Source organism: Mesorhizobium atlanticum, from assembly GCF_003289965.1.
GTDB lineage: Bacteria > Pseudomonadota > Alphaproteobacteria > Rhizobiales > Rhizobiaceae > Mesorhizobium > Mesorhizobium atlanticum.
On record NZ_QMBQ01000002.1, the window covers coordinates 289,740 to 315,523 of the forward strand.

At 61.7% G+C, this 25,784-nt stretch carries 23 protein-coding genes and 1 tRNA gene; 7 read left to right on the forward strand and 17 right to left on the reverse strand.

Features of this window, described 5'->3' with window-relative positions; genetic code table 11:
* Window positions 1-5: 5 nt before the first annotated feature.
* The 14 genes from DPM35_RS06480 to DPM35_RS06545 form a co-directional block, all read right to left on the reverse strand.
* A complete protein-coding gene (locus tag DPM35_RS06480; protein ID WP_112126491.1) occupies window positions 6-1,223 on the reverse strand; it encodes an MFS transporter in 1,218 nt (405 codons plus the stop codon).
* 93 nt (window positions 1,224-1,316) lie between these two features.
* Window positions 1,317-1,634, reverse strand: a complete 318-nt coding sequence (locus DPM35_RS06485) for a Dabb family protein (protein WP_112126492.1) — start codon at window positions 1,632-1,634, stop codon at window positions 1,317-1,319.
* A 10-nt stretch (window positions 1,635-1,644) separates the two neighbouring features.
* The gene (locus tag DPM35_RS06490; protein ID WP_112126493.1) at window positions 1,645-3,273 is read right to left on the reverse strand and encodes a GMC family oxidoreductase; all 1,629 of its coding nucleotides are present in this window, start codon (window positions 3,271-3,273) and stop codon (window positions 1,645-1,647) included.
* Between the two features lie 6 nt (window positions 3,274-3,279).
* Window positions 3,280-4,041, reverse strand: a complete 762-nt coding sequence (locus tag DPM35_RS06495) for a 3-ketoacyl-ACP reductase (RefSeq protein WP_112126494.1) — start codon at window positions 4,039-4,041, stop codon at window positions 3,280-3,282.
* A complete protein-coding gene (locus DPM35_RS06500; protein ID WP_112126495.1) occupies window positions 4,038-5,540 on the reverse strand; it encodes a GMC oxidoreductase in 1,503 nt (500 codons plus the stop codon). The genes DPM35_RS06495 and DPM35_RS06500 overlap by 4 nt, the downstream gene beginning before the upstream one ends.
* Window positions 5,541-5,546: 6 nt before the next feature.
* A complete protein-coding gene (locus DPM35_RS06505) occupies window positions 5,547-6,662 on the reverse strand; it encodes an ABC transporter ATP-binding protein (RefSeq protein ID WP_112126496.1) in 1,116 nt (371 codons plus the stop codon).
* Window positions 6,663-6,683: 21 nt separating this feature from the next.
* Window positions 6,684-7,628: a carbohydrate ABC transporter permease gene (locus DPM35_RS06510; RefSeq protein WP_112126497.1), complete on the reverse strand. Its 945-nt coding sequence runs from the start codon at window positions 7,626-7,628 to the stop codon at window positions 6,684-6,686.
* The gene (locus tag DPM35_RS06515) at window positions 7,625-8,584 is read right to left on the reverse strand and encodes a carbohydrate ABC transporter permease (protein ID WP_112127074.1); all 960 of its coding nucleotides are present in this window, start codon (window positions 8,582-8,584) and stop codon (window positions 7,625-7,627) included. Before DPM35_RS06515 ends, DPM35_RS06510 begins: the two co-directional genes overlap by 4 nt.
* A gap of 126 nt (window positions 8,585-8,710) precedes the next feature.
* Window positions 8,711-9,964, reverse strand: a complete 1,254-nt coding sequence (locus DPM35_RS06520) for an ABC transporter substrate-binding protein (protein WP_112126498.1) — start codon at window positions 9,962-9,964, stop codon at window positions 8,711-8,713.
* Window positions 9,965-10,021: 57 nt separating this feature from the next.
* Entirely contained in the window at window positions 10,022-11,533 is a 1,512-nt protein-coding gene (locus DPM35_RS06525) for an aldehyde dehydrogenase family protein (protein ID WP_112127076.1), read from the reverse strand.
* Window positions 11,534-11,543: 10 nt separating this feature from the next.
* Window positions 11,544-12,317, reverse strand: coding sequence for an enoyl-CoA hydratase/isomerase family protein (locus DPM35_RS06530; RefSeq protein ID WP_112127075.1), 774 nt, complete (start codon window positions 12,315-12,317; stop codon window positions 11,544-11,546).
* Window positions 12,310-13,911, reverse strand: a complete 1,602-nt coding sequence (locus DPM35_RS06535; protein WP_112126499.1) for an acyl CoA:acetate/3-ketoacid CoA transferase — start codon at window positions 13,909-13,911, stop codon at window positions 12,310-12,312. Before DPM35_RS06535 ends, DPM35_RS06530 begins: the two co-directional genes overlap by 8 nt.
* Window positions 13,908-14,924, reverse strand: coding sequence for a Gfo/Idh/MocA family protein (locus DPM35_RS06540; RefSeq protein ID WP_112126500.1), 1,017 nt, complete (start codon window positions 14,922-14,924; stop codon window positions 13,908-13,910). Before DPM35_RS06540 ends, DPM35_RS06535 begins: the two co-directional genes overlap by 4 nt.
* The gene (locus DPM35_RS06545) at window positions 14,921-15,964 is read right to left on the reverse strand and encodes a LacI family DNA-binding transcriptional regulator (RefSeq protein ID WP_112126501.1); all 1,044 of its coding nucleotides are present in this window, start codon (window positions 15,962-15,964) and stop codon (window positions 14,921-14,923) included. The genes DPM35_RS06540 and DPM35_RS06545 overlap by 4 nt, the downstream gene beginning before the upstream one ends.
* Before the next feature lie 244 nt (window positions 15,965-16,208).
* Here DPM35_RS06545 and DPM35_RS06550 point away from each other — a divergent pair, with 244 nt between their 5' ends.
* From DPM35_RS06550 to DPM35_RS06565, 4 genes are all read left to right on the forward strand, one after another.
* Window positions 16,209-17,363 (forward strand): dihydrodipicolinate synthase family protein, encoded by a 1,155-nt coding sequence (locus tag DPM35_RS06550; RefSeq protein WP_112126502.1) that lies wholly within the window; start codon window positions 16,209-16,211, stop codon window positions 17,361-17,363.
* A gap of 215 nt (window positions 17,364-17,578) precedes the next feature.
* The gene (fcl, locus tag DPM35_RS06555; protein ID WP_112126503.1) at window positions 17,579-18,547 is read left to right on the forward strand and encodes a GDP-L-fucose synthase; all 969 of its coding nucleotides are present in this window, start codon (window positions 17,579-17,581) and stop codon (window positions 18,545-18,547) included.
* 266 nt (window positions 18,548-18,813) lie between these two features.
* Window positions 18,814-19,044 (forward strand): hypothetical protein, encoded by a 231-nt coding sequence (locus tag DPM35_RS06560; protein WP_112126504.1) that lies wholly within the window; start codon window positions 18,814-18,816, stop codon window positions 19,042-19,044.
* Window positions 19,041-19,334 carry a DUF1330 domain-containing protein gene (locus DPM35_RS06565; protein ID WP_112126505.1) on the forward strand — a complete coding sequence of 98 codons (294 nt, stop codon included), beginning with the start codon at window positions 19,041-19,043 and terminating at the stop codon, window positions 19,332-19,334. Before DPM35_RS06560 ends, DPM35_RS06565 begins: the two co-directional genes overlap by 4 nt.
* A gap of 61 nt (window positions 19,335-19,395) precedes the next feature.
* Here the strand turns inward: DPM35_RS06565 and DPM35_RS06570 are convergent.
* Window positions 19,396-19,470 (reverse strand) — tRNA-Val (locus tag DPM35_RS06570).
* Window positions 19,471-20,404: 934 nt separating this feature from the next.
* On the opposite strand from DPM35_RS06570, the gene DPM35_RS06575 reads away from it, so the two are divergent.
* From DPM35_RS06575 to DPM35_RS06585, 3 genes are read left to right on the forward strand one after another with little or no spacing between them, the layout of a single operon-like run.
* Complete coding sequence (locus DPM35_RS06575; protein ID WP_112126506.1) at window positions 20,405-20,602, forward strand: hypothetical protein; 198 nt, start codon at window positions 20,405-20,407, stop codon at window positions 20,600-20,602.
* On the forward strand, window positions 20,599-21,810 hold the full coding sequence (locus DPM35_RS06580; RefSeq protein WP_112126507.1) for a DNA cytosine methyltransferase: 1,212 nt from the start codon (window positions 20,599-20,601) through the stop codon (window positions 21,808-21,810). Before DPM35_RS06575 ends, DPM35_RS06580 begins: the two co-directional genes overlap by 4 nt.
* Window positions 21,807-22,937 (forward strand): DNA cytosine methyltransferase, encoded by a 1,131-nt coding sequence (locus DPM35_RS06585; RefSeq protein WP_112126508.1) that lies wholly within the window; start codon window positions 21,807-21,809, stop codon window positions 22,935-22,937. Before DPM35_RS06580 ends, DPM35_RS06585 begins: the two co-directional genes overlap by 4 nt.
* On the opposite strand, the gene DPM35_RS06590 is transcribed toward DPM35_RS06585, so the two are convergent.
* Window positions 22,836-24,068 carry a 5-methylcytosine restriction system specificity protein McrC gene (locus tag DPM35_RS06590; protein WP_181591941.1) on the reverse strand — a complete coding sequence of 411 codons (1,233 nt, stop codon included), beginning with the start codon at window positions 24,066-24,068 and terminating at the stop codon, window positions 22,836-22,838. The two genes, DPM35_RS06585 and DPM35_RS06590, sit on opposite strands and share 102 nt — an antisense overlap.
* On the reverse strand, window positions 24,065-25,720 hold the full coding sequence (locus DPM35_RS06595) for an AAA family ATPase (RefSeq protein WP_146767918.1): 1,656 nt from the start codon (window positions 25,718-25,720) through the stop codon (window positions 24,065-24,067). Before DPM35_RS06595 ends, DPM35_RS06590 begins: the two co-directional genes overlap by 4 nt.
* Window positions 25,721-25,784: the final 64 nt, after the last annotated feature.

Here is a 25,784-nt window from a genome sequence, read left to right on the forward strand (position 1 = left end):
GCCAGTCACCCGAGCACGGTCATCACCTTGCCGCGCTTCTCGGGGCTGAAGCGGATGACGACGATGATGCAGACTGCGACCACGCCGGCAAACAGCGCCAGCGCGTAGCCGTAACTGCCTCCCGGCGCTTCGGCGATGCCGGCTTGGTAGGGGCCGCCATAGGAAGCAGCCAGATTGCCGGCTTGATAGATGAAACCCGGCAGGGTCGCCCGCACGGAGCCCGGCGAAAGTTCGTTGAGGTGCACCGGGATGACGCCCCAGGCGCCTTGCACGGCCACCTGCATGATAAAGGCGCCCATCGCCAGCATGAAGGGTGTGGTCGTATAGGCCCAGAGTGGGATCGCCGGCAGGGCGATCACGCAGGCCAGCGTGATGGCATTGATGCGGCCGATCTTCTCCGACAGCGCGCCGAAGGCGAGGCCGCCGACAATGGCGCCGATATTGGCGACGATGGTGATCCAACTCACCGTGTGCGGATCGAAGCCGTGCTGCTTCTTCAGGAAGGTCGGGTAGAGGTCCTGCGTGCCATGGCTGAAGAAGTTGAAGAACATCATCAGCACGACGGCATAGAGGGCAATGCCCCAGTGCTTTCGCAGCGTTTCGAGAAGACCGGGCCGCGCCTGCGAACGGCCTTCGACGAAAGCGGGCGATTCCGGCACATGCGAGCGGATGAACAGCACGATCAGCGCCGGCGCGAAACTCAAGAGGAACATGGCGCGCCAGCCGATGGTAAAGTCGCCGATCTTCTGCCCGTAGAGCAGTCCGTAAGCGACAGCGGCCAGCAGGTAGCCGGCCGGATAGCCGCATTGCAGGATGCCCGAGACCATGCCGCGCGCGTTGGGGGGAATGGATTCCATGGCAAGCGAGCTGCCCAAGCCCCATTCGCCACCCATGGCGATGCCGAACAGGGCGCGCAGCGCCAGGAATATGCCGAGGTTGGGCGAGAAAGCGGCCAAGGCGCCGATCACCGAATAGCTGACGATATTCAGCATCAGAATAGGCTTGCGGCCGTATCTGTCGGCAAGCATGCCGAAGAAGAACGCGCCGATGAAGCGCGTGGCCAAGGTCAAGAACAGCGCCTTGGAGACGGCCGGGACATCAGTCTGGAATTCAGCGGCAATATCGGTGAGCAGGAAGGTCAGAAGGAAGAAATCAAACGCGTCGAGCGTCCAGCCCAGAAAGGATGCGACTACGGTTTTCTTCTGTTCGCTGGTGAGGTTCAAGGCGGTCCTCCTTTTGCATTCCCAAAAGGAGCGATATGTTCCACGGCGGGCAAAAGAGAACGGGACAGCTGCCGGTTTCAAGCCGGCGAGCGGTCACATTTGCGTCACCTCGAGATCGATGACCATCAACCCCTCGGTGCCGCCTTCGAGGGCGGCGACAAGGCGCGCGCCGGCGCGCTGGTGCGCCTCGTGCGCCAGATAGGTGTCGCGGGCGGCCGCATCGCGGAAATCGATGGTGAAACCATATGTGAAGCCGCGCGCGAAAGGCTCGGGGCTGACATTGGCGCTGAACTCCACCTTGCCCATGCCGTCGATGACGGCGCGCAGTGCTTCGAGATCGGCATGGATCGCCGCCCGTTCGGTTTCAGGAACGTCGTCGCGAAAGCGGACGAAGACGCAATGCCGGATCATCGTTGATGCCTCATGCCGCCTGGTTGCCCTTGAACACGGCCGGCGGCAGCGGCTCGCGGCCGAGGATGAGGTCGGCGCCCTTTTCGCCGACCATGATGGTCGGCGCATTGGTGTTGGAGGAGGGGACGCGCGGCATCACCGACGCATCGCAGACGCGGAGATTTTCGATGCCGCGCAGCCTGAGATCGGGCGTCACCACGGCCATCGCGTCATGGCCCATGCGGCAGGTGCCGACCGGGTGATGATCGGTCTTGGAAGTGCGGCAGGCATAGTCAATGAGGTCGTCGTCGCTTTGCAGGCTCGGGCCGGGCAGCACCTCGCGGAGCACATAAGGTTGCAGCGCCTTCTGCCGCATGATCTCGCGCGCCAGCCTGAGCCCCTTGATCGACATGTCTCGATCATATGGGTCGGACCAATAGTTCGGGTCGATCAGCGGGTGGTCGGCCGGGTCGGCGCTTTTCAGCCGCACCGTGCCGCGCGAGCGCGGGCGCAGGAAGGCGGAGTTCAGCGTCACGCCCGGGTTCTTCAGCTTCTCGACGCCGGCCTCGATCCCGGAGCCGAGGCCGAGATGGAACTGGATGTCGGGCGAGGCGGCGGTCGGATCGGCGTACCAGAAGCCGCCGGTCTCGAAGAGGCTGGAGGCGACGGGTCCATTCTTGAACAGGAGGTACTGCAGTCCGGCCCATAAGGTGCGGTGCAGCTTGGCGTAGTTGTCGTAGGTATAGTCGCCGGTGCATTCGGCGATCACGAAGAGGTCGAGATGATCCTGCATGTTGGAGCCGACGCCGGGCAGGTCGTGCACCGGAGTGATGCCGACCGATTTCAGATGGTCGGCCGGGCCGATGCCCGATTGCATCAGGAGCTTGGGCGAACCGATGGCGCCTGAGGAGACGATCACTTCGCGTTCAGCGCGCAGGATGGTCTTTTCACCGCCTGGCTTGTCGACGATCTCGACGCCGATGGCGCGGCCTTTCTCGACGACCACGCGGGTGACCAGAACATCGGTCCTGACCGTCAGGTTCTTCCTGGCGCGGATCGGCTTCAGATAGGCGACGGAGGCGGACGAGCGCCGCGCATTCTTTTGCGTCAGCTGATAGTAGCCGACGCCTTCTTGGGCAGCGCCATTGAAGTCCGGGTTGAAGGGTATGCCCATTTCCTGCCCGGCGCGGAAATAGGCCTCGCAGATCGGCAGCGGCGAGATCGGGTTCGACACGCCGAGCGGACCCTGGTCGCCATGGAAATCATTGGCGAAGCGCTGGTTGTTCTCGGCGCGCTTGAAATAGGGCAGCACGTCGCGATAGCCCCAGCCGGCGAGGCCTTCTTCCTTCTCCCAGGCGTCATAGTCGCGGGCGTTGCCGCGCGTGTAGATCTGGGCATTGATGGACGAGCCGCCGCCGACGACCTTGGCCTGCGTGTACCAGAAGACGCGGTCCTTCATGTTCTTCTGCGGCACGGTCGACCAGCCCCAGGAGGCGATGCCCTTGGTCATCTTGGCGAAGCCCGCCGGCATGTGGACCAGCGGATGCCAGTCCTTGCCGCCGGCTTCCAGGAGCAGCACGGAATTGGCCGGGTCTTCGCTCAGCCGGTTGGCGAGAACGCAGCCGGCCGGGCCGGCGCCAACAATGATGTAGTCAGCCATTGTTCCTCACAAGCGTGGCACCGAGAGCGCGCCGTCGACATCGATGACCGATCCGGTCGAAAAGCCGAATTTGCCGGAGGCGAGCGCGGCAACAACGCCGCCGATGTCGGCGGCTTCGCCCCAGCGTTTTGCCGGCACCAGGCCGCCATCGATCAGCGCGTCGTATTTGGCGGAAACGGCAGCAGTCATATCCGTGCGGATGATGCCCGGCCGCACCTCGAACACGCCGATATTCTCGGGTGCGAGCCGCAGCGCCAGGTTCTTCACCCACATTGAAAGGCCGGCTTTCGAGACGCAGTAGTCGGCGCGCTCCGGCGAAGCCATTTCGGCGCTGACCGAAGTGATGGTGATGATCGACCGAGCTGATACAGCAGGTGTCGCCAGCATGGCCTTGGCGACCGCCTGGCTGAGGAACACCGTGCCGCGCAGGTTGATGTTCAAGGCGCGGTCGAAATTCTCCGGCTTCAGTTCCAACAAATCGCCGCGCACCACCGCGCCGACGCCGGCATTGTTGACCAGGCAATCGATGTGGCCGAAGGCGTTGATCGCGGCTTCGACCATTCTTTGATGAACGGAAAGATCGGCAATGTCGCATTGGAAGTAGGCGAATTTCGCGCTGCGAGCCGCAAAGTTGGTGGCGAGCTTGTCTGGCGCTTTTTCGGCAAGATCGGCGACAAGGACGTCGAATCCGGCATCGGCAAGCGCCTCGGCGCAGGCGAGCCCTATGCCGCGCGCGCCGCCGGTGACGATGGCTGCCGGGCGGGTCATGCGGCAAGCTCCGTCTTGCGAAGGTAGTCAGCAACCCGCAGCGCCTGCGCCGCGATCGACAGCGCCGGGTTGACCGCGGCCGAGGTCGGCAGGAAGCCGCCATCGACAACGAACAGGTTCTGGTGATCGTAAGCGCGGCAGAAGGGGTCGAGCGGCGAGGTGGCGGGATCGTTGCCCATCTTTACCGTGCCGCATTGATGCGAGGGCGTGCGCTTGTCGAAAGGGCGCGACAGCACGATCGGATAGCCGCAGGCGCGCAAGTTCTCGCGCATCACCTTGGTCAGGCCTTCGAGCGACTGCATGTTCGAGCGCCGCCACTGCATGACGATCTCCTTGCCGTCGACCATGATGCGGCTTTCGGGATCTGGCAGGTCCTCGCACATCAGGTACCAGTCGACGGCGTGGCCGGCCATGAAATCGAGCACCAATTTTGGCATCGTCTTCACATTGGCCTTGAGCATGTTGCCGTCGATCTTGCCGAGCAGCTGCACATTGCCCAGCGGCTTGCCGCCATTGCCGTCCGACAGATAGTAGTCGTTGAGCATCAGCGTCTTCTGGTAGACGCTGTCGTTGCGGCGGCGCGGGTCGATCGCCAGCATGGCGCTCGAATTGTGGTTCATGAAATTGCGGCCGACCTGGTCGGAGCTGTTGGCGAGGCCTTTGCCTTTCGCCGAGGGCGAGCGCAGCAGGATGGCGGCCGAGTTGATCGCGCCGGCCGACAGGATCACCAGCTTCGGCGACAGCGTTTTTTGCGCGCCATCTTGCGTGTAGTGGATGGCGGCGATCGACTTGCCGTCAGGCGCGGTTTCGAGCCAGTCGACCTGGGCGCCGGTTTCGAGGCGGATATTCGGGTCCTTCAGCGCTTCGGTCAGGGGCCCGGTCTGGGCGTCGATCTTGCCCTGGCCGGTGTTGGGGAAGGCGTCCCAGCCGGTCCTGCCGTCCTTCAGCCAGGTCTCGATGTCGACGCCAAGCGGCAGCGAAGCCGGGTGCAGTCCGAGGCTCTTCAGCTCGGCGCGGGCGCGCGCGATCGGCGGCTCGTCGGGCACCGGCTTGAAGGCATAGGGGATCGAATGGAACGGCTCGGTCGGGTCTTCGCCGAGGGTGCCGCGCACGCGAAACAGTTGCTCGGCCTTCGAGTACCATGGCTCGAATTCGTCATAGGAAAAAGGCCAGGCCGGCGAGACGCCGCCGAAATGCTCGAGCTCGGAGAAATCCTCCTTGCGATAGCGGATCAGGACCGCGCCGAAGAATTTCGAATTGCCGCCGACATAATAGTAGTTGCCAGGGTTGAAGGCCGCACCGCCGGCCTCGCGCCACATTTCCTTCGGCCGGTAGTGTTCGTCGATGAAGATCGATCGCGTCGAGCGCGCATGCGGCGTCGCCGGAAGCGGTTCGCCGCGTTCCAGTATCAGAATCGAGGCGCCGCTGCCGGCCAAGCCGGAGGCGATCGTGGCGCCGCCGATGCCGGAGCCGATGATGACGATATCCGGGTTTGCCATAGCTTTTTAAAGGATGCGCTTCTCGGTCGCCGGGTCGAAGAACACCGCCTTGCTGAGGTTGAAGGCCAGCGGCGTGCTGGTGCCGGGCTGGATCCTGGCATCGGCTCTCAGCCGCGCCACCACGCCCTTGCCGCCGAGATTGGTGACTGCGAAGGTGTCCGATCCCGCTGGCTCAACCACCTCGATGTGGCAGTCGGCGGTGGCGATGCTGGAACCATTGCGCTCGGCGCCTTCCGGATCGGTCAGCGCTTCAGGGCGCACGCCGAAGATGACCTGCTTGTCCTTGAAGGCCGCAAGGCCGGCTGGCGCGCCGGGCATCGGCAGCACGATCGGCTGACGCGCCTCGCGGTCGAGCACGACCGAAAGTCCGCTGCCATTGCCGTCGATCTTGGCCGGGATCAGGTTCATCGCCGGCGAGCCCATGAAGTCGGCGACGAAGATGTTGGTCGGATTGTTGTAGATCTCGGCCGGCGTGCCGAACTGCTGCACCTCGCCATCGCGCATGACCGCGATCTTGGTCGCTAGCGTCATCGCCTCGATCTGGTCGTGCGTGACATAGACGATCGTCGTGCCGGTGGTGGCATGCAGGCGCTTGATCTCGATGCGCATGTCGACGCGCAGCTTGGCATCGAGATTGGAGAGCGGCTCGTCGAACAGGAAGAGCTTCGGGTCGCGCACCAGCGCCCGGCCCATGGCGACGCGCTGGCGCTGGCCGCCGGAAAGCTGGCTGGGCTTGCGGTTGAGCAGGTGGCCGATCTGCAGGATCTTGGCGACCTTGTCGATCGCCGCCTGGCGCTCGGCCGCCGGCACGCCGCGCATCTCCATGCCGAAGGCGATGTTTCCGGCCACCGTCATGTTCGGGTAGAGCGCGTAGCTCTGGAAGACCATGGCGATATCGCGCTTCGAAGGGTGCAGGTCGTTGATGGCGCGGCCGTCGACGCGGATCTCGCCTTCGGTGATGTTCTCGAGACCGGCGATGGTGTTGAGCAGCGTGGACTTACCGCAGCCGGACGGACCGACCAGCACCAGGAAGCCGCCCTTTTCGAGCTCGACATTGATGCCCTTCAGGATCTCGACATTCCCGAAGCGCTTCTTCAGCCCATCAATTTCCAGAAAAGCCATGGTCGTTCCTTCCGAATGGGGTCAGCCCTTGACCGCGCCAGCCATCAGCCCGCGCACGAAATAGCGGCCGGCGACGACATAGACGATCAGGGTGGGGAGCGCCGCGATCATCGCCGCGGCCATGTTGACATTGTATTCGACGACGCCGGTCGAAGTGTTGACGACATTGTTCAGCGCCACCGTCATCGGCATCACATCGCCGGTGCCGGCATAGGCCGAGGCGAACAGGAAGTCGTTCCAGATGTTGGTGAACTGATAGATGACGGTGACGACGAAGATCGGCATCGAGTTCGGCAGCATGATGCGGCGGAAGATCTGGAAGAAGGAGGCGCCGTCGACCTGCGCCGCCTTGATCAGTTCGGTCGGGAAGGCCTCGTAATAGTTGCGGAAGAACAGCGTGGTGAAGCCCAGGCCGTAGACCACATGGACGAAGACAAGATTGACCGTCGAGTTGCCGAGGCCGAAATTGAACCCCGTCGCGTTCTGCAGGCTGACGCCGAAGCGGCCGATGCTGCCGAGGATCGTCGCCATCGGCAGCAGCACCGACTGGAACGGGATGAAGCAGGCGAACAGCATCATCGCGAAGACCAGCGTGTGGCCACGGAAGCGCCATTTGGTCAGCACATAGCCGTTCAAGGCGCCGAGCAGCGTGGAGATCAGCACCGCCGGCACCACCATCTTGATGGAGTTCCAGAAGTAGCCCTTGATGCCGGCGCAGGTAAGGCCGACGCAGGTTTCGCCCCAGGCCTTGAACCATGGCGCGATGGTCGGCGACTGCGGCAGCGCAAGCATGTTGCCGTTCTGGATCTCGTCCATGGTCTTGAACGAAGTGACCAGCATGACGAAGAGCGGCATCAGGTAGAAGATCGCGAACAGCGCGAGCAGGCCGTAGATGACGATGCGGTTGATCGTCCTGGCGCTTATGCCGCTCGAAGCCGGACGGGCAGGCGAGGTGACAGCGCTCATCGCGGCTTCTCCCTGAGCTCGGAATAGAGGTAAGGCACGATGATGGCGGTCAGCGTCATCAGCATGATCACGGCGCTGGCCGAGCCGACCGCCATTTCGTTTCGCTTGAAGGTGAACTCATACATGAAATTGGAGGGCAGCCAGGCCGAGCCGCCGGGGCCGCCGCTGGTGAGCGCCACGACCAGGTCGTACGACTTGATGGCGAGGTGCGCCAGCACGATGAAGGCCGACAGAAACACCGGCCTCAAGAGCGGAATGACGATGCGGCGGTAGAGTTGGAAGGTGGTGGCGCCGTCGATCTGCGCCGCCTTCATGATCTCGCCGTCGATGCCGCGCAGCCCGGCCAGGAACATCGCCATGATGAAGCCGGAAGCCTGCCAGACGCCGGCGATCACCACCGTGTAGATGACGAAATCCTTGTTCTTGATCCAGTCGAAGTGGAAGCTCGTCCATCCCCATTGGTGCAGCGTCTGCTCCAGGCCGAGGCCGGGATCTAGGAACCACTTCCAGGCGACGCCGGTGACGATGAAGGAGAGCGCCATCGGGTAGAGGTAGATCGGCCGCAGCACGCCTTCGCCGCGGATCTTCTGGTCAAGCAGGATGGCCAGGAACAGGCCGAGCGCCAGGCAGATCAGGATATAGAGGAAACCGAAAATGCCCATATTGGTGATCGAGGTATACCAGCTCGAAGGCGGGTCGCTCTCAAACGTCCACCGCCACAGCCGCTGATAGGCGCGGGCGCCGGTGATGTCGTAGGACGGGAAGGTCTTCGAATTGGTGAAGGACAGATAGATCGTCCACAGGATGAAGCCGTAGACGAAGACGATCGTCGCCGCGAAGCTCGGCGCCAGAACGATCTTCGGCAACAGGTCCTGCAGCCGCGAACGGACCGATGCGCCGGGACGGGCGTCGTGCTCCGGTGTCAGCTTGATCTGGGTTTCGGCAACTGTGCTCATCGGCTTGTCCAGTTCCGGTTGGTCGGAAACCGCCCGGCGCAAAAACGCACCAGGGTTGTCCCACACCTTTCATCGACAGGAGGACCTCCCCCGCCGAAGCGGGGGAGACCTGAGTTCAAGCGAACCTTACTTGGCGTCGTCGATCGCCTTGACCAGTTCGGTCACGGCCTCGTCGGAGGTCTTGATCTGACCATGGACGAACTTCGAAACGACGTCCTTGTAGGCGTTGGCGACGGCCGGCGGGGCGCCATAGCCCTGAGCCAGCGAGCCGAACAGCGTGCCGCCTTCATTGGCCTTCTTCAGGTCGGCGATGCCCTTCTTGCCGCAGGCGTCGAAGTCGGTGTCCGGCACGTCGGTGCGGGCCGGAACCGAACCCTTCACCACGTTGAAGGCCGACTGGAAGCTCTTCGACAGAGTGGCGGTGGCAAGCGCCACCTGGGCGGCCTTGCGGTCTTCCGGAACGTTGAACATGCCGAACATGTCGGAGTTGTAGATCACGGTGCCGTCGGTGCCCGGGAAGCGGTAGCAGAGGAAGTCAGTGCCAGGGGTCTTCTTGGCGGCGTGGAACTCGCCCTTGGCCCAGTCGCCCATGACCTGAACCAGCGCATCGCCCTTGATGACCATGGCGGTGGCGAGGTTCCAGTCGCGGCCGGAGAAGTTCGGGTCGACATATTTGATGAGCTTGGCGAGGTTGTCGAACGACTTCTTCATCGTGTCGGACTTGAGCGACTCGTCATCGAGGTCGTTCATCGCCTTCTTGTAGAATTCCGGTCCGCCGGTCGACATAACAACCGAGTCGAACATGGTGGCTTCCTGCCAGTTCTGGCCGCCGAGCGCGAGCGGGATGACGCCGGCCGCCTTGGCCTTGTCGAGCAGGGCGATGAAGTCGTCGAAGGTCTTCGGCTCGGTGCCGCCGATCTTGTCCATCACCGCCTTGTTGATCCACAGCCAGTTGACGGAGTGGACGTTGACCGGAGCGGCAACCCACTTGCCGTCATAGACCGAGAACTTCTGCAGGGCCGTCGGAACCGACTTGTCCCAGCCTTCCTTCTTGGCGGTCTCGGTCAGGTCGCCCATGACGCCCGCGGCGGCATAGTCGAGCACGGTATAGCCGAGCATCTGCGAAGCGGTCGGATAGTTGCCGGCCGCGACCATCGCCTTCAACGCGGTCATGGCGGCGTCGCCGCCACCGCCGGCCACCGGCACGTCCTTCCAGGCATAGCCTTCCTTGGCCAGATCCTGCTTCAGCACGTTCAGAGCGGCCGCTTCGCCGCCCGACGTCCACCAATGCAGCATCTGCACTTCCTTGACGTCCGCGGCATGCGCCGAGAACGCAAAGCTCGTCGCAAGAGCCGTTCCGATAAGCAGTTTGCGCAACATGTACTACCTCCCTTGTTGCATTCACATAACCGGCGGTGTCCGCCGGCGTCTCCCAACTCAGCCGACCCACCATCCGGTGCGCTGGCCGCGATGAAACTGAATGGTCTTTTCCTCGGTATAATCCTCGACGGCGCGTTTGCCGAGTTCGCGTCCCAGACCGGACTGCTTGTAGCCCCCGAAAGGCAGCTCGGGGTAACCTTCCATGAACGTGTTCACCCAAACCGTCCCCGAACGCACACTGCGCGCCACCGACATGCAGGTGTCGATGCTGGCGCTCCACACCCCTGCAGACAAACCATAGGGCGTGTTGTTGGCAATGTGCAATGCCTTCTCAATCGTTTCAAAAGTCAGCACGGACAGCACCGGGCCGAACACTTCCTCACGCGCGATCGCCATATCCTCCGTGACGTTACGGATGATGGTCGGATCGAGATATTGCCCAGCGTTGGATGCAAGCCGGGCTCCGCCGGTGAAAACGTTGCCGCCGTCGGTTTTCGCCGCCGTTACATAGCCGGCCACCTTTTCCATGTGGTCGACCGAGATCATGGCGCCGACCTTGGTGCGGTCGTCTAGCGGATCGCCGACGCGGACCTTTTGGGACAGCGTCTTGACCGCGGCCAGGAAATCGTCGGCGATCGCCTCATGCACGATCAGGCGGCTGCCGGCATTGCAGCATTCGCCGGCGTTGAAGAAGCCGCCGAACACCGCGGCATCCGCCGCTGCTTCGAGGTCGGCATCGGGGAACACGATCTGGCCGTTCTTGCCGCCGAGTTCCATCGAGACCTTCTTCAGCGAATTGGACGCCGTGGCCATGGTCGTCTTGCCGACGCGGGTCGAGCCGGTGAAGGAGACCATCTCGACCAGCGGATGGCTGACCATGGGCGCGCCGACATCGGCGCCGAAACCGGCGAGGATGTTGACGACACCGGCCGGCAAGCCGGCTTCGAGCAGGATATCGCCAAGCACGAAGGTCGAGGCCGAGGTCATCTCGCTCGGCTTCACCACTGCCGTGCAGCCGGCCGCGAGCGCGAAGGGCAGCTTCTGGCTGACGATCAGGAAGGGGAAATTCCACGGCGTGATGATCGAGACGACGCCGATCGGTTCGCGCAGCACCACCCCCAGCATATCGTCGCCGAGATTGGCGTAGCTCTCACCATGCAGCGTGCGGGCAAGCGAGGCGGCATAGCGCCAGATGTCGATCGCGCCGCCGATCTCGCCGCGCGCCTGGGCGATCGGCTTGCCGGATTCCAGCGCATCGAGGCGGGCGATCTCCTCCAGCCGGGTCTCGATCAGGTCGGCGGCTTTGAGCAGAACCGCGGCGCGGTCCGAGGCCTTCATGCGCGGCCAGGGACCGGTTTCGAAAGCCTTATGAGCGGCCTGCATGGCAGCTTCCACTTCAGCCGCGCCTGCCTCGGCGTAGCGCGAGACGACAAAACCATGACCGGGGCTGGCGCGCTCGATCGTTCGGCCATCGCGGGCCTCGACATGCTTGCCGTCGATCAAGAGCTTGTAGGCCTTCGGCGCCTGGGACGCCTCTTTCGGCATGGCGATGTTGAGCGGTGCGTTCATCATGTCTTCTCTAGGATCTCGAAAAGGCCGGCTTCTGCTTGGCCTTGAAGGCGCCGACGCCGGCTTTGAGGTCGCCTGTCAGCGCAATGAAGCCGCTGGCCAGCGCCTCGGTCGCGGCTGCGTCTTCCTCGCCCTCGGCAACGCCGATCATCAGCTTCGCGGCCTCTGTCGCCAGCGGGCCGCGCTCGGCGATCTTTTCGGCCCAGGCCCTGGCTTCGTCGAAAGCCTTGCCGGTTTCGACCAGCCGGTCGACGATACCGTGCGCGAGCGCATCAGCCGCCAGGAAAATCTCGCCGCCGATCGCCATCCGGCGCACGATCTGTGCACCAAAGCGGCGCACGGCGCGCTGGGTACCGGACCATCCGGGAACGACGCCGATCGAGGTTTCGGGGAAGCCGAGTTTTATCTGCGCTTCGGCGACGCGGAAGTCGCAGGCCGCGGCCAGTTCCAGCCCGCCACCCAGCGCATGGCCGGACAGAACCGCGATGGTCGGTTGCCGCAGCCGCGCCAGCCGGTCGAAGACACGGTGGCCGTAGCGCACCCATTGCACCTGGAAATCAGCAGCACTCATCGCGCCCCAGGCCTCGACATCGCCGCCGGCACAAAAGCCCTTGCCTTCGCCGCGGATGAGAACGACGCGGACGCCCTCGGCCAGTTCCGCCTCGTCAAGCGCCGCTTCCAGCGCGTGCAGCATCGGAATATCGAGCGCATTGAACTTTTCCGGTCGGCGCAGCGTGACGATGCCGATGGCGCCGTCCTTTTCGAAGGTGACAAGCTCAGCCATGCGCGCCTCCGAGCGAAGCGCCGCCATTGAGAGACAGGCCGATCGGCCGGTCCTGATAGAGCGCCGCCGGCGTCACCTTGAGGTCGTTCGCCACAGCGAGCGGGATTTCGGCCTGCGCCAGCACATCGCGTTCGAGGTCGATGCCGGGTGCAAGCTCGGTGACCATCAGGCCATCGGGCGTCAGCTTCATCACGCAGCGTTCGGTGACATAAGTGATGTCCTGCCCTTGAGCGACGGCGCGTTTTCCCGAGAAGGAGATGTGCTCGACCTCCTCGACCACCTTCTTGACCTTGCCTTCCTGGTCGATGCGGATCGCACCATTGGCCAACGAAAGCTTCGCGCCGGCATTGAAGAAGCCGGAGAAGACGATCTTCTTCGCCCGCGACGTGATGTCGACGAAGCCGCCGGCGCCGGCCGTGACATGCGGCCGGGCCGAAAGTTTCGAGACGTTGACCGAGCCGTGGCGGTCGATCTGCAGGAAGGAGAGCAGCGAGGCGTCGAAGCCGCCTGCCTGGAAGTAGATGAATTGATGCGGCGAGGGCATGATCGCCTCGGCATTCGATGCGCAGCCGAACTTGAAGTCGAGCAGCGGCACGCCGCCGACCGCTCCCTGCTCGATCACCCAGGTGACCTTGCCGTGCTGTCCTTCCTCCAAGAGGATGCGTGGCACGTTGGCGGAGATGCCGAAGCCGATGTTGACGGCCATGCCGTCGCGCAATTCCATCGCGACGCGGCGCGCGATGACCTTCTGGATGTTCATCTCCGGGGTGCGGAAGCTCGATAGCGGCCGGAAGATTTCGCCGGAGATCGCCGGATCGTAAGGGGTCTGCGTCGTCTGCAACTGGTCGGGCGCCACGACGATGTGGTCGACCAGCACGCCGGGCACGCGCACGTCATGCGGCTTCAGCGTGCCGTTCTCGACGACGCGCTTCACCTGCGCGATGACGATGCCGCCATTGTTGCGGGCCGCAAGCGCCTGTTCCAGCCCGCCGAGATAGGCGCCTTCATGCTCGTAGGTCAGGTTGCCGCGCTCGTCGGCCGTGGTGGCGCGGATGATCGAGATGTTGGGCACGATGGCGCGGAAATAGAGCCATTCCTCGCCGTCGAACTGCTGCACCGACACGATCGGCTCGCCGGCCGCCGCGTTCATGGCGCAGCCTTGATGGCGCGGATCGGCAAAAGTGTCGAGGCCGACCTTGGTCAGCACGCCCGGACGCTTGGCGGCGGCCTCGCGATGCATGTCGAACAGGATGCCCGACGGTACGTTGTAGGCCGCGACCGAATTGTCGCCGATCATCTTCCAGATCTGCGGCGGCTCTGCGGAGGAGGGGCCGGATGGGTAGGAGCCGCAGAGCGTACGCTTCAACAGCCCGGGCTTTGCGAGATGGTCGATGCCCTTGACGCCATACATGTCGCCAGCGGCGATCGGGTGCAGCGTGGTGATCGCCTGCGGATGGCCTTCCGCGTCGAAGCGCTCGCCGATCGCGGCAAGCACGGCGTCCGGGCAGCCGAGGCCGCTCGACGACGACACCGAGACGGTCATGCCGTCCTTGATCAGGCTTGCCGCCTGCGCTGCGGAAACGACCTTGCTCAATTCATGCTCCCGAGTTTCGGGTCGATCTTGACGGCTTTGCCTGATTTGGCCGACTGCAGTGCGGCTTCGGCCGAAGCCAGCGACCAGATGCCGTCCTCGCCAGTGGCGGAAGGCTGGCCCTCACCGCGGATCGCGGCGTGGAATTGGCGCAGCGAGCGGGTGTAGAGGTCCTCGCGGTCGAAGCTCAGCTCTTCCTCACCGGAAGCCGTGCGCAGCAGCACCGAGCCCACCGGCTTCTGCGTCATGACATTGGTGGCGATGAGCGAGCCTTCCGAGCCGTGTACCTCGAAGCCGGTGCCGGCATATTGGGTGGTGAAGCCCTCATGCGATTGGGCGATGACGCCGGACTTGAAGCGCCAGATGCACATGGCGCCGTCTTCCAGCCCGCCGCCGGCCATGCCGGCGGATTGCGTGAAGGCCGAGATCTCGACCGGATCGTCGCCGAGCACGAAGCGGAGCGTATCGGCGTCGTGCACGGTGATGTCGAGCACCACGCCGCCGCCGGCCTCGGGTCTGGTGATGCGCCAGCCCTGCAGGTTTTCCGGCAAGAAGACCGAGTGGAAGACGCGCGCCGCGATCGGCTTGCCGATGCGGCCGGCGGCAATCGCCTTGCGCATGGCGCGATGTGCGCCGGCGTTGCGCAGATGGTGGTTGGTGCCGAAGATGATTCCGGCGTTGCTGGCTGCCGCAACCATCTTCTTCGCATCGGCGCTGGTCAGTGCCAGCGGCTTCTCGCACATCACATGCTTGCCGGCCTTGATGGCGGCAAGGCCCTGTTCGAGATGCAATTCGTTGGTGGTCGAGATGTAGACGGCGTCAATCTCCTTGCTGAGCAGCGCGTCGAGGGACGAGACGGCGGCAGGAATGCCATTTTCGCTGGCATAAGCCTCTGCGCGCTCGGCGCTCGAGCTCATCACGGCAGCGACCTCGCCATCGGCCTGCGCGCGGATAGCATTGATCATGAACTGCTTTGCGATCGTGCTGGCGCCGATCAGTCCCCATCGCACGCTCATGCCGCGTCTCCCACTTGGCTGTTGCGGTTCGGACCGCTGCTTTCCCGCACGACCAGGCTGACGGCGCCGATATGGTCCTCGGCGCGCGTGGTGCGCGACTGGATCATCTTCAGCATCACGTGGGCGGCACGCTCGCCGAGGCCCGCGGTGTCGACGGCAACGCTGGTCAGCGCCGGGCTGTAATGCTCGGCCTCGGCGACGTCGTCGAAGCCGACGACGGCGAAGTCCGTTCCCGCTTCCAGGCCGCGCTTGCGCAATGCCAGCATGACACCAAAGGCAACCGCGTCGTTGAAGCAAAGGGCCGCTGTCGGCGGTTCGGAAATGGCCAGCGCCGTCTCCAGGCAGGCCATGCCGCCCTTGCGGCTGGTCTCGCCCTCGACGATCGTCCGGTCGGCAACCGGAATGGCGAACGCCTCGCAGGCTTCGAGGAAACCGCCCAGGCGCTCCTGATAGACGACGAGATCGGACGAGCCGCCAAAGAAGGCGAGGCGGCGATGGCCCTTGCGGATCAGATGCTCGGTGGCAAGGCAGGCGCCGCGATGATTGTCGGGCGCGATTGCCGGTATGCGGCTCTCGGGCAGCCTGCGCATGGCGAACACCACGGGCACACCCGCCGCTTCGATGCGCCGGAATGCACCAGGCGTCGTGCCGCGCGCCGGGGAGACGATCAGACCGGCCACGCCCTGCTCCATCATCGATTTCAGTACCTCTTCCTGGCGCACCGGATTCTCCGCCGTGTTGGCGATGAAGGGGACGACGCCGGCCGCCTGGAAGACGCGCTCCATGCCGACCGCAAGCTCCGCGAAGAAGGGGTTGGTGAGGTCGTTGATCACCATGCCGATGACGTTGGAATGGGCCTTGCGCAGATTGGCGGCGCCGCGGTTGTAGACATAGCCGACATCCTCGATCGCCTTGCGCACCTTGACCGCGGTTTCAGGCCGGATGAGCCCGCTGCCTTGCAGCACGAGCGACACCGTCGATTTGGACACGCCGGCCTCGCGGGCAATGTCCAGGATCGTAGCCTTGGCCCGGCTGGCCATCCTCGTCCCTTCCTCCGCGTCTTTTGTACGAATTTATTGGAACGTTCTAATCACCGTTCCAAATCAGAGTCAATCATGATTTCCCGCCAGATTCGAAAAATTGATTGGAGCGGTTCAAAATGGCAGCCGATATAAGGGTTTCTCCGCCAAGCGACCCAGCCGGCTGGCTCGCGCGCCTTTGGATCATAAAGGTCCTTGATTTATTGGAACGTTCCATTTATAGCGACCGCAACGGGAGAGTTCCATGGACATCATCTTGCCTGCGGCAAACGGCGACCGGACTAGCTACCGGCTTGTCGGCAAGCCGGTCGAGCCGAGCAAGGGCGCGCGTTTTTCGCGTATCGCCTATGCCGCCGCCCATGTCGTCGCCGACCCCATCGCCATGACCAATCCGTGGTCGCGGCCGGCGGTCGACTGGGACAAGACCATGGCGTTCCGCCATCATCTGTGGCGGCTCGGCTTTCGTATCGCCGAGGCCATGGACACCTCTCAGCGCGGCATGGGTTTCGACTGGGCGAGCGCCAAGGAACTGATCCGCCGCTCGATCGCGGAGGCCAGGACAGTGCCTGGCGCCGACCTTGCTTCAGGGGCGGGGACCGATCATCTGGCGCCTGCGGCGGCCAAGACGCTCGACGACGTCATCCGCGCCTATGAAGAGCAATTCGCCTTCATCGAAGGCGAGGGCGGCAAGGCGATCATGATGGCGAGCCGCGCGCTGGCGGCGGTGGCAAAAGGGCCGGAAGACTATGCCCGCGTCTATGACCGTATGCTCTCCCAGGCGTCAGGCAAGGTCATCCTGCACTGGCTGGGCGACATGTTCGATCCGGCGCTCAAGGGCTATTGGGGCAGCAACGATTTCGGTGCGGCGCTCGACACGGTCGTCGCCATCATCGAGCGGCATGCCGGCAAGGTCGAGGGCATCAAGATATCGCTGCTCGATGCCGGCAAGGAAGTGGAGTTGCGCGACCGGCTGCCCGAGGGAGTCGTGATGTTCACCGGCGACGATTTCAACTACCCGGAGCTGATCGCCGGCGACGGCAGGCGGCATTCGCATGCGCTGCTCGGCATCTTCGACGCCATCGCGCCCGTGGCAAATGCCGCGCTGGCGAAGCTGGCGGCAGGTGACAAGGCCGGTTACGACACGCTGATGGCGCCGACCGTGCCGCTGTCGCGAAAGATCTTCGAGGCGCCGACCGAATACTACAAGGCCGGCATCGTTTTCATGGCGTGGCTGAACGGGCATCAGGGCCACTTCACGATGGTGGGCGGCATGCAGTCGGCACGCGGCATATGCCACTATGCGGACGTGTTCCGCCTCGCCGACCAGGCAGGCCTGCTTGCCGATCCCGATGTTGCCGTGGCCCGGATGAAGACCCTGCTGGCGACGGCCGGCATCTGAACCGATCCCCACACGCGGGATTTGCGTTCCGCTGGCAAATCTGTATTCGCTTGCCGAATTCAGGGATGAACGCGGCAATGGCCGGCAAAGTGGCTCTCAATGACGGTGCGACCGGGCAAAACGGGTTTGTCCGGCCGGGCTTGCGGTCGAGGACAGACCCAGCGCGCCGGCAACCACGCACGGCGTGACGGCCGTTCCACCTAGGAATGCGCGCCATGGACAAGAGCTTCGACCTTAAAGGAAAGCGCATTTTCGTCGCCGGTCATCGCGGCATGGTCGGCTCGGCGCTGGTGCGCCGCCTGGCAAGCGAGGACTGCGAGATCGTGACCGTCGCGCGCAGCGAGCTCGATCTTCTCGACCAGGGTGGCGTGCGCCGATGGATGGAGGACCGCCGGCCGGATGCGGTGATCATGGCTGCCGCAAAGGTCGGCGGCATCATGGCCAATGACAGCTACCCGGTGGATTTTCTTTACGAAAACCTTGTCGTGCAGACCAACGTGATCGAAGCCGCCTTTCGCAGCGAGGTGCAGAAACTGCTGTTCCTCGGCTCGTCCTGCATCTATCCGAAACTTGCGCCGCAGCCGATCCCGGAAGACGCCCTGCTCACCGGTCCGCTCGAACCCACCAACGAATGGTATGCCGTCGCCAAGATCGCCGGATTGAAGCTCTGCCAGGCCTACCGGCGGCAATATGGCGTCAACTACATCTCGGCCATGCCGACCAATCTCTATGGTCCGGGCGACAATTTCGATCTGGGCAGCAGTCATGTCATTCCGGCGCTGATGCGCAAGGCGCATGAGGCGAAGCGCACCGGCCAACAGACCCTGCAGGTGTGGGGGTCGGGCCGGCCGATGCGGGAATTCCTGCATGTCGACGATGCCGCAGACGCCTTTGTCTGGCTTTTGAAGACCTATGCGGACGATGGCCACGTCAATGTCGGGAGCGGCGAGGACGTCACCATCGCGGAGCTCGCCAGCACCGTCGTATCGGTCGTCGGCGCCGCCGCCTCGATCGCGTTCGATCCGACGAAGCCCGACGGCACGCCGCGCAAGCTGATGGATGTGTCGCGCCTGTTCGCAACCGGCTGGAGACCGGCATATTCGCTTCGACGTGGATTGGACCAGACCTATGCGTGGTTCCTTGAACATGTCGAGGGAGGCGACATCCGTCTTGGCCCCGGATGATCCTCAGTCGAAACTCATAGCGATGACCAGGGAGGGCGGTCTGGGCGGCCGCCTTCTGGCCATGGTCCACGCAAAGTCCTTCCCGACACGCTTGGCTATCGCTTCGGCTTTACCTGGTTGGCCGATGCATGACGACGAGTTTCACTCGGTCGAGAAGGTCGACAGATATTCTCCGCCGATTTTATCGAGAATTCGCAAACCGGCGCATTGCTGAGCGATGATCTGGGATCGGCGGAATTTCAGGATGAGACGCTCAGGGCGTTGAGATGAGGCTGATGGCGCGCTGCCGGACAATCTATGCAGGCGGCAGCGTCTATGCGTTCGTGGCATCGACGATGGGCGATATCGCCCTCGTCGACGTGAAAACCTTGTTCGACGGCTCGAGAGCCGCGGAAATTATTCTGGGCGAGCTGAGCCGTCACCGGACATTTGTTGCACGTCAGCGGCGGCGCGTTCATGGTGTAGGGCGGCAATCATTAGGGAGCGCTTCAGCGTGAAGGGATATTGGCTCATCGTCGGAACCGAGATTTCGGATCAGGAAGCGCAGGCCGAATACGCCCGGCTTTGGAAACCGATCGGCGAAAAATACCAGGCGCGGACCAACACGACGAAACAGCCGCCGCTGCTCGTCGAGGCGCGTGACGCCAAGCGCATGGTGCTTGTGGAATTCCCGTCCCTGGAAATCGCCAAGGCCTGCTATGCCGACCCGGCCTATGAGGAAGCCATGGGCTTCGCGCTGAAGGCGTCGAATCGCACGCTTGTGATGTTCGAAGGGGATCTCGGGTAGCGTGCTGCTGGGCACCGAATGCGGGGTTTTGTGCCCGCAAAATCCTGAGTTATGAGAAGGATGGTGGGCGTGACAAGGATTGAACTTGTGACCCCTGCAATGTCAATGCAGTGCTCTCCCGCTGAGCTACACGCCCATCCGAAGCCGCGCTCCTAAAAGGCCGAATGAATTCAACTGCTTCGCTACCTATACCTAGACTGCTCTGGATGCGCAAGACAGGATAATCGATAGCTGAATCGAGGGGCGATGTGACCAGAATGTGACCACGACCAGTCCCTTCCGAGGATATCTCGCCTTCTCACCGTGGGGACCAAAGTGCTGCTTTGCCGTTGTTCGCAGGGCGTCTTTAGGACCCGATAAGCCCTAATGCTCACCCGACCAGGATAGCATCTCGCTACGGTAGTGCTCCATGTAACCGATTGCCTCTGCCGCGATCGCCCCCATCTTTTCCAGCCTCGCTACCTCGCGAGTCCACAATATGAAGAGGCGCTGAGCCTCAGCGCGGTATGGATTAGCCAATCCCGCGAAATTGCGACTTCCACGCTTCTTTTTGGGGCGGCGCCGCTTTGGCTTTGGCGTATTCGGAGCAGTGGCGCCGCCAGCTGCTTGCCTTCCGTTGTACCTTGTGTCCCACGGGGTAGTATCCAGGTCTTCCCGGCGCTTTGTTAGGTAGTCAATGACGAAGCCATGGCTCCAAACCATAGGTCCACTCCGATGCTTCCGAGAAGCATATAGGAGTTCAGCCGCTCGCGCGACAACGCCCGTGGGGGCATCGCTTTTAAGAGATGCGGCCAGTCACCTGCTGCGCTGCCCGAGCGATGAGACTGGTGGTATCGTGTCGCATGTGATTCGCATGACAGGGGCATGCGCGGTGACCATACCCACTCCGAGCCGAGGGAAATTCGTACGGCAACGCTTGCGGGCTCGTGAGCGCGTCAAACGTACCACAGAACCCTGATTTGTCTCAATCCTGGGGTCCTCACTTGTGCGCACTAGTGTGAATTAATGCGGACTATGCTTGACAACGTTGTTCCGGTTGTGTTCTTGTCCCTTTTGGAGGCGCATTTCCTATGAGCGTGCGCATTACCGTCCTGCTGGATGAGGATTTGGATGCGCGTTTTACGGCACACTGCCACGAGCGTGGATTTAAGAAGTCGACGCTCGTTGCGCGGTTGGTTCGAGACTACCTCGCCAAAGAAGCGATTCCCCAACTCTCTGACCAGCAGTCGAATCTAAGACGCAAACCAAGGGCGAGGGACAAAAAATGACCAAGCGTCAGTCTGTGGAGAATGGTCCCCCAATTGTGCAGGTGATTGACCTTTTTTCTGGGTGCGGCGGGATGTCTCTCGGATTTCTCATGGACCGGAATGAACATATTTCGTACCGACTTCTAGGTGGATTGGATATTGATCCCCACGCGGCTGCCACCTACCGAAAAATGCTCGGACGGCCTTGTCTTGAACTCGATATCCGTCGCCTCAGCAGTCCATCTGTGTTGAGCCAAGCGTTGTCCGAATGGGGATACGACGCGAAACTTCCCTTGATCTTAATAGGGTGCGCCCCTTGCCAAGGCTTTAGCTCACACAGAAAGAAAGACAGGCGCAAAGACGATAGGAATAACTTGCTTTCGTCTTTTGCGGATATTGTCGAAATACTGAAACCTGACTTGGTAGTCATGGAAAATGTTCCAGAGATGCTTTATCTGGAGCATTGGAAGCATTTCTCTGAACTCAAGGAAGCCCTCGGCGCCTTTGGATATGCTATGCGTACACGGGTGGAGAACCTCGCCACCTTCGGCGTTCCGCAAGAGCGGTATCGTGCCTTGGTAATGGCAAGTCGGGACACGAAGCGGGTAAAGATGCCGTTGCCGTTTGTGCAGCCCGACAGGTTTCTGACCGTCCGTGATGCCATCGAAAAACTACCGCCGTTGCGGGCGGGCGAGCGGGATCAAACTGATCCTATGCACATCACATCAAAACACCGCCCGGAAACGCTTAACATTCTACGTCTGATACCAAAGGATGGCGGGAGCCGTCGCTCGTTGCCCCCCGGGGTAGGGCCGGAATGTCACACACGCGTCGACGGGTTTAGGGATGTGTATGGACGCCTTTGGTGGGATCGCCCAGCTGTAGCGATCACGGCGAGGTGCCGAACCCCATCCTGCGGCAGGTTTGTTCACCCTTCGCAAGACCGTGGCCTCACGGTGCGCGAAGCAGCATTATTACAGGGATTTCCTGAGGACTTCATGTTTGAGGGGCCTTTTGACGACAAGTTCAAGCAGATTGGCAACGCCGTTTCGCCAATCTTTTCTCGCGCCCTCGCTAAGCACATTGGATCAGTATGGTTTGGAGGCGGTGTTGGAGCGAGCGAACGAGAGGACGTGACGGAGCCAATTACCAAGTCGATCTCATCCTCTCTCGCTTCCATGAAGCGCAAGTTGCGCCATAACTCAGCAGTTCCCGGCTTGGCAGCATGATTGATTTGAAACTGGTAGACCTCTTCTCGGGCGCGGGGGGACTGTCGCTTGGCTTTAAGCAAGCTGGGTTTAAGCCTTCGTTTGCTGCAGACTTCGATCCATACGCCTGCGCGACCTACTCGGCCAACCTGGGGTCCCACATTCGCCAAATGGACCTTTCGGTGATGCAGCCAAGCGAGGTTGTAAGTCTTATTCGAACACACGTTGGCGACGTTGATGTCGTTGCGGGGGGGCCTCCTTGCCAAGGCTGGTCCATCCAGAGACGAGGGGCCGCAAGCGATATTCGAAACGATCTCACAGTACGCTTTGCTGCAATTGCCACAGGCATACTTCCCAAAGCGATTGTAATGGAGAATGTCCCAACACTCTTCGGTAAACGCGGGCAACATCACCTTCAAGTGGTTGAGCGCATGTTGGAAGAGACCGGCTACAATTACACCAAAAGGGTGGTGGATGCTGCCTCCTTCGGCGTCCCGCAGTCTCGTCGCAGGGCGGTGCTGGTTGCGATTCGTGGTGACGTTTCGGAGCACTTCTTGTTTCCAGAGCCTACCCATGAGCCTGCAAATTTCCGGACCGTTCGCCAAGCGATTGGCGACCTGCCGTCACCACCTCACGACGGCTCGGAACATCCGAGATTTCGAAATCACCGTTTGGTGTTGGTCTCCAAGAGCAATCTGGAGCGCCTAAGCTATGTGCCCGAGGGGGGTGGGCGATTAGACGTACCAAAGGCATTACAACTCCGATGCCACCGCAACGATAACGGCCATCGTCATTTGGACGTGTATGGTCGACTCTGGTGGGATCGTCCTGCGGGAACTATTACAGCTATGTTTGATAATTTCACGCGAGGCCGCTTTGCCCACCCCGCCGAGAACAGGAACATCACCGCTCGGGAAGGCGCACGTCTCCAGTCATTTCCGGACGAGTTTGTTTTCGTAGGCCCAAAGAAAGACGTGGCCCGGCAGATTGGAAACGCCGTCGCACCCGCAATGGCGAAAGCGATCGGGAAAGCCCTAGCTGAAACATTACGCGATGCGGAACGTTTGCCCCAGGTTCGCCAGGGCCAGTTGGCGATCCGACAGCAGCCTTCCCGCCGAAATGCGTACGGAGTACAAACGACAGCCTGAGTGGGTCGTTCCGATTTCGCGAAAGCTGTCGCTAGTTCCAACGTAAACCAGGAGCCCTATTTGAGCTTCTGTTCGCTCGGTGTAGCAGGTGAGTTGGTATACGTCGGGAGCTAGACCAAATTGCTCGCCGTCTGTCATCACCTTGTACTTGGCGTCGGCGATGGCCCATATCGATCCCATGCTGCGAACGACAACATCTGGGTTGATGATAGGTCCCTGAGTTCCAAACAGGCGTACCTGTGATTTCGCAAGTCCGTGAACCGACACTTGGGAACCGGCACCCAGTTGCGAGGCTTGGACCAGACTTGCGACCGCCTGTTCCCAGACACGCTCAAGATCGACAAACAAAGCGATCCCTGAAGGCAGCGGGTACGATGCCATACCCGTGGAGGATTGAAGCTCAAGCAAGGCTAAGGCGGCAGACAACAGCGTCCGAGAGCTTTCTAATGGCAGACCATTCTGCGCCAAGAGGCTCCGGCCTGTCTCGATCGCGTCCGCAAGGGATAGATCCCGTTGTATCTCGACCGCCTCCATCAGCATCGCAGCCAGACTAATCAGGGAAGGGGATGCCCCAGGGGATCTTGGAAGACTGCGGTATGCGGCCCATATGACGTCGCCAAATGCCTGTAACTGCCGCCGCGTCTGGCGCGTGACAACCAACCTATGCAGGATACCGCGTGAGATAAATTTGGCGATTGAGGAAGAGAACTGTGGCTTTCCCCTAGGGGTCGAGGTGGCCTCAGTATGTTTCTGGTATTGCCATGGCAACCCATCCTCGACGCTTTTGCTTAAAGATTGGACGAACGGCGTGGCCAGGTCGTCGCCCGGGTTTCCGATCGGCTTTCCTTCGTACTCTTGGGCCTGCTTCGAGACGAACTCCCAGGAAAGCGTTTGAAGTGCTCGAAAGAAATCCTCGTCCTTGGGGGAAACAGAGAGATGGACATTGGGCGCCCTCATATCTCCCACGTAGTGAGACGGAAATAGCAGAACGGCGTCCGAGGACCGTTCTATGCGGATGATGCCTGCTCCCGCCAAATTTCCGACGGTATCGTCAAGGCCATAGCTTTGCCATTCGCCCAGCCCCACGGCGATGGGCGCGCCTCGTTCGCGGAGTGAAAGCTTTAGCGTCACTTCAGGGGGAAATCGTCGTGAGCTTGTTGATAGGCGGGTGAAATCGCTCCGGTTGGGTCCTGAAGCAGTGGAGCGATCGTCCCGTGCCAAGCTTTGGTGATAGCCGACCCGTCCGCCAGGTTGGCGAACAAGCCATGTCCGAAGGGAAGTATTCCGACATAGGTTGAAAACCATTCCAGAAGCTTTTCTCGCGTCGGCTCGTCCAAATGTCCGAGCACACTTGAGAGCGCCTCAACTGAAGGCCCTACCGGTATTATGTGCATCCGACGCTTTACAGCCGCGTCGAGCTGGAGCGCCGATTTGTCCCGGGGGTTCATCGACGCAATGACGACGAGATTGGGGGCGATAAATGACTGCTCTTGCGAAACAGACCATTGAAAGGGTCGCCCACGGTGCTCGATGTAGGTCAACAGCTCGCCCAACACTGAGTGGGAATTGGCTCGCGTGAACTCCTCGACGATCAACACATACACTTGCATGGGATCAGCCATGGCTCGTTCATTGATAATCCGAAGGACCTTCGGCCTATGCTCAAATCCGGAGCCATCCTTTCGAGGTACAAAGCCTTCTGCAAAGTCTTCGTAAGAGAAGCTCTCGTGGAATTGGACTTCAGCGATGCGTGAATCATCGCCACCGGTGAGTCTCTCAGCGACAAGCCTTGCAAGCCTTGTTTTCCCGGTACCCGGTAGCCCAGACAGCACTATAAATTTGAAACCTCCGAACTCCGACGCAGCTTGCGCAATGGAGTCGACTAAAGGCTTATCCTCCGGTGCGATGGGTGATTCGGCGATCTGAACGGGCTCCATGAGGTAGTCGAGATACGTTTGGTAGTCGGCACCGTTTGGCAGCCCCGGGGGGACTTGTGCCAGCAAATCGTCCACGATTGTTCGACCGGTATCATTAAGGGTCCGGAAGCCGTCGGTATCTGCCTCGCTGGAGAAGAGGAGTCCCCCGACGCTAGCTCTATTCAGCCACGGTGTGATCAACCGGGGATCGTCTGAAAGAGCGGCTGGGCCAAGTTCGTGAAGGGTGGTCGCATCGTAGACCCCATCATACTTCTTTCGGAACGCCTGAATCTGAGCGATCGCAGCAGGCACGCTGCTCTCATAGTGCACTTGACCCAGGGCTCGATTTACATCTTGCCAGTGCAGCCGATCATTGAGATTGCGAAAAGCGCGCCAGATGGCTCGGATGGGAAGTAGGTCAGAGTCTTCAGGGACTCCTTCAGGAATTTTGCCGGGGGGCGCGAGGCGGATACGATTGGCGACCTCTGCGCCCAAGAGCGCGATGCGACTATTGGCACCTTGTAGGGCGTCGTCGACCCGCGTCCAACCATCCATGATCGCCTTGCCAAATCGCGTGGCTTGGACCTTGTCTTCCCTGACGGTGAGAATACCCATGTCCTCAAACGCCTTCTTCCAAGTGCGGAGACGTTGCTCGCTGACGTCGGCACTTGGCTTTTGGCCGGGCGTTTGACTCCTGCCAAACAGATCAATCGCAATTTGAAGGTTCGATCTCACTTCGCGATAGCCGTCAGCACGAAATGAAAGCCCATCTGCTCGCAGAATGCTCCAAAGGTAGTGAGGGGCGTTGACCGTTGGAATTTCCAGATGAACGTCTGGGCTTTCGTGATTGCTTGTTGGCCAAGACAAAGTGTTGCCCTCCTAATGCTCGAAGATCATACGGGGCACCTAGTGTTTGCCGCCGAATCGTTCA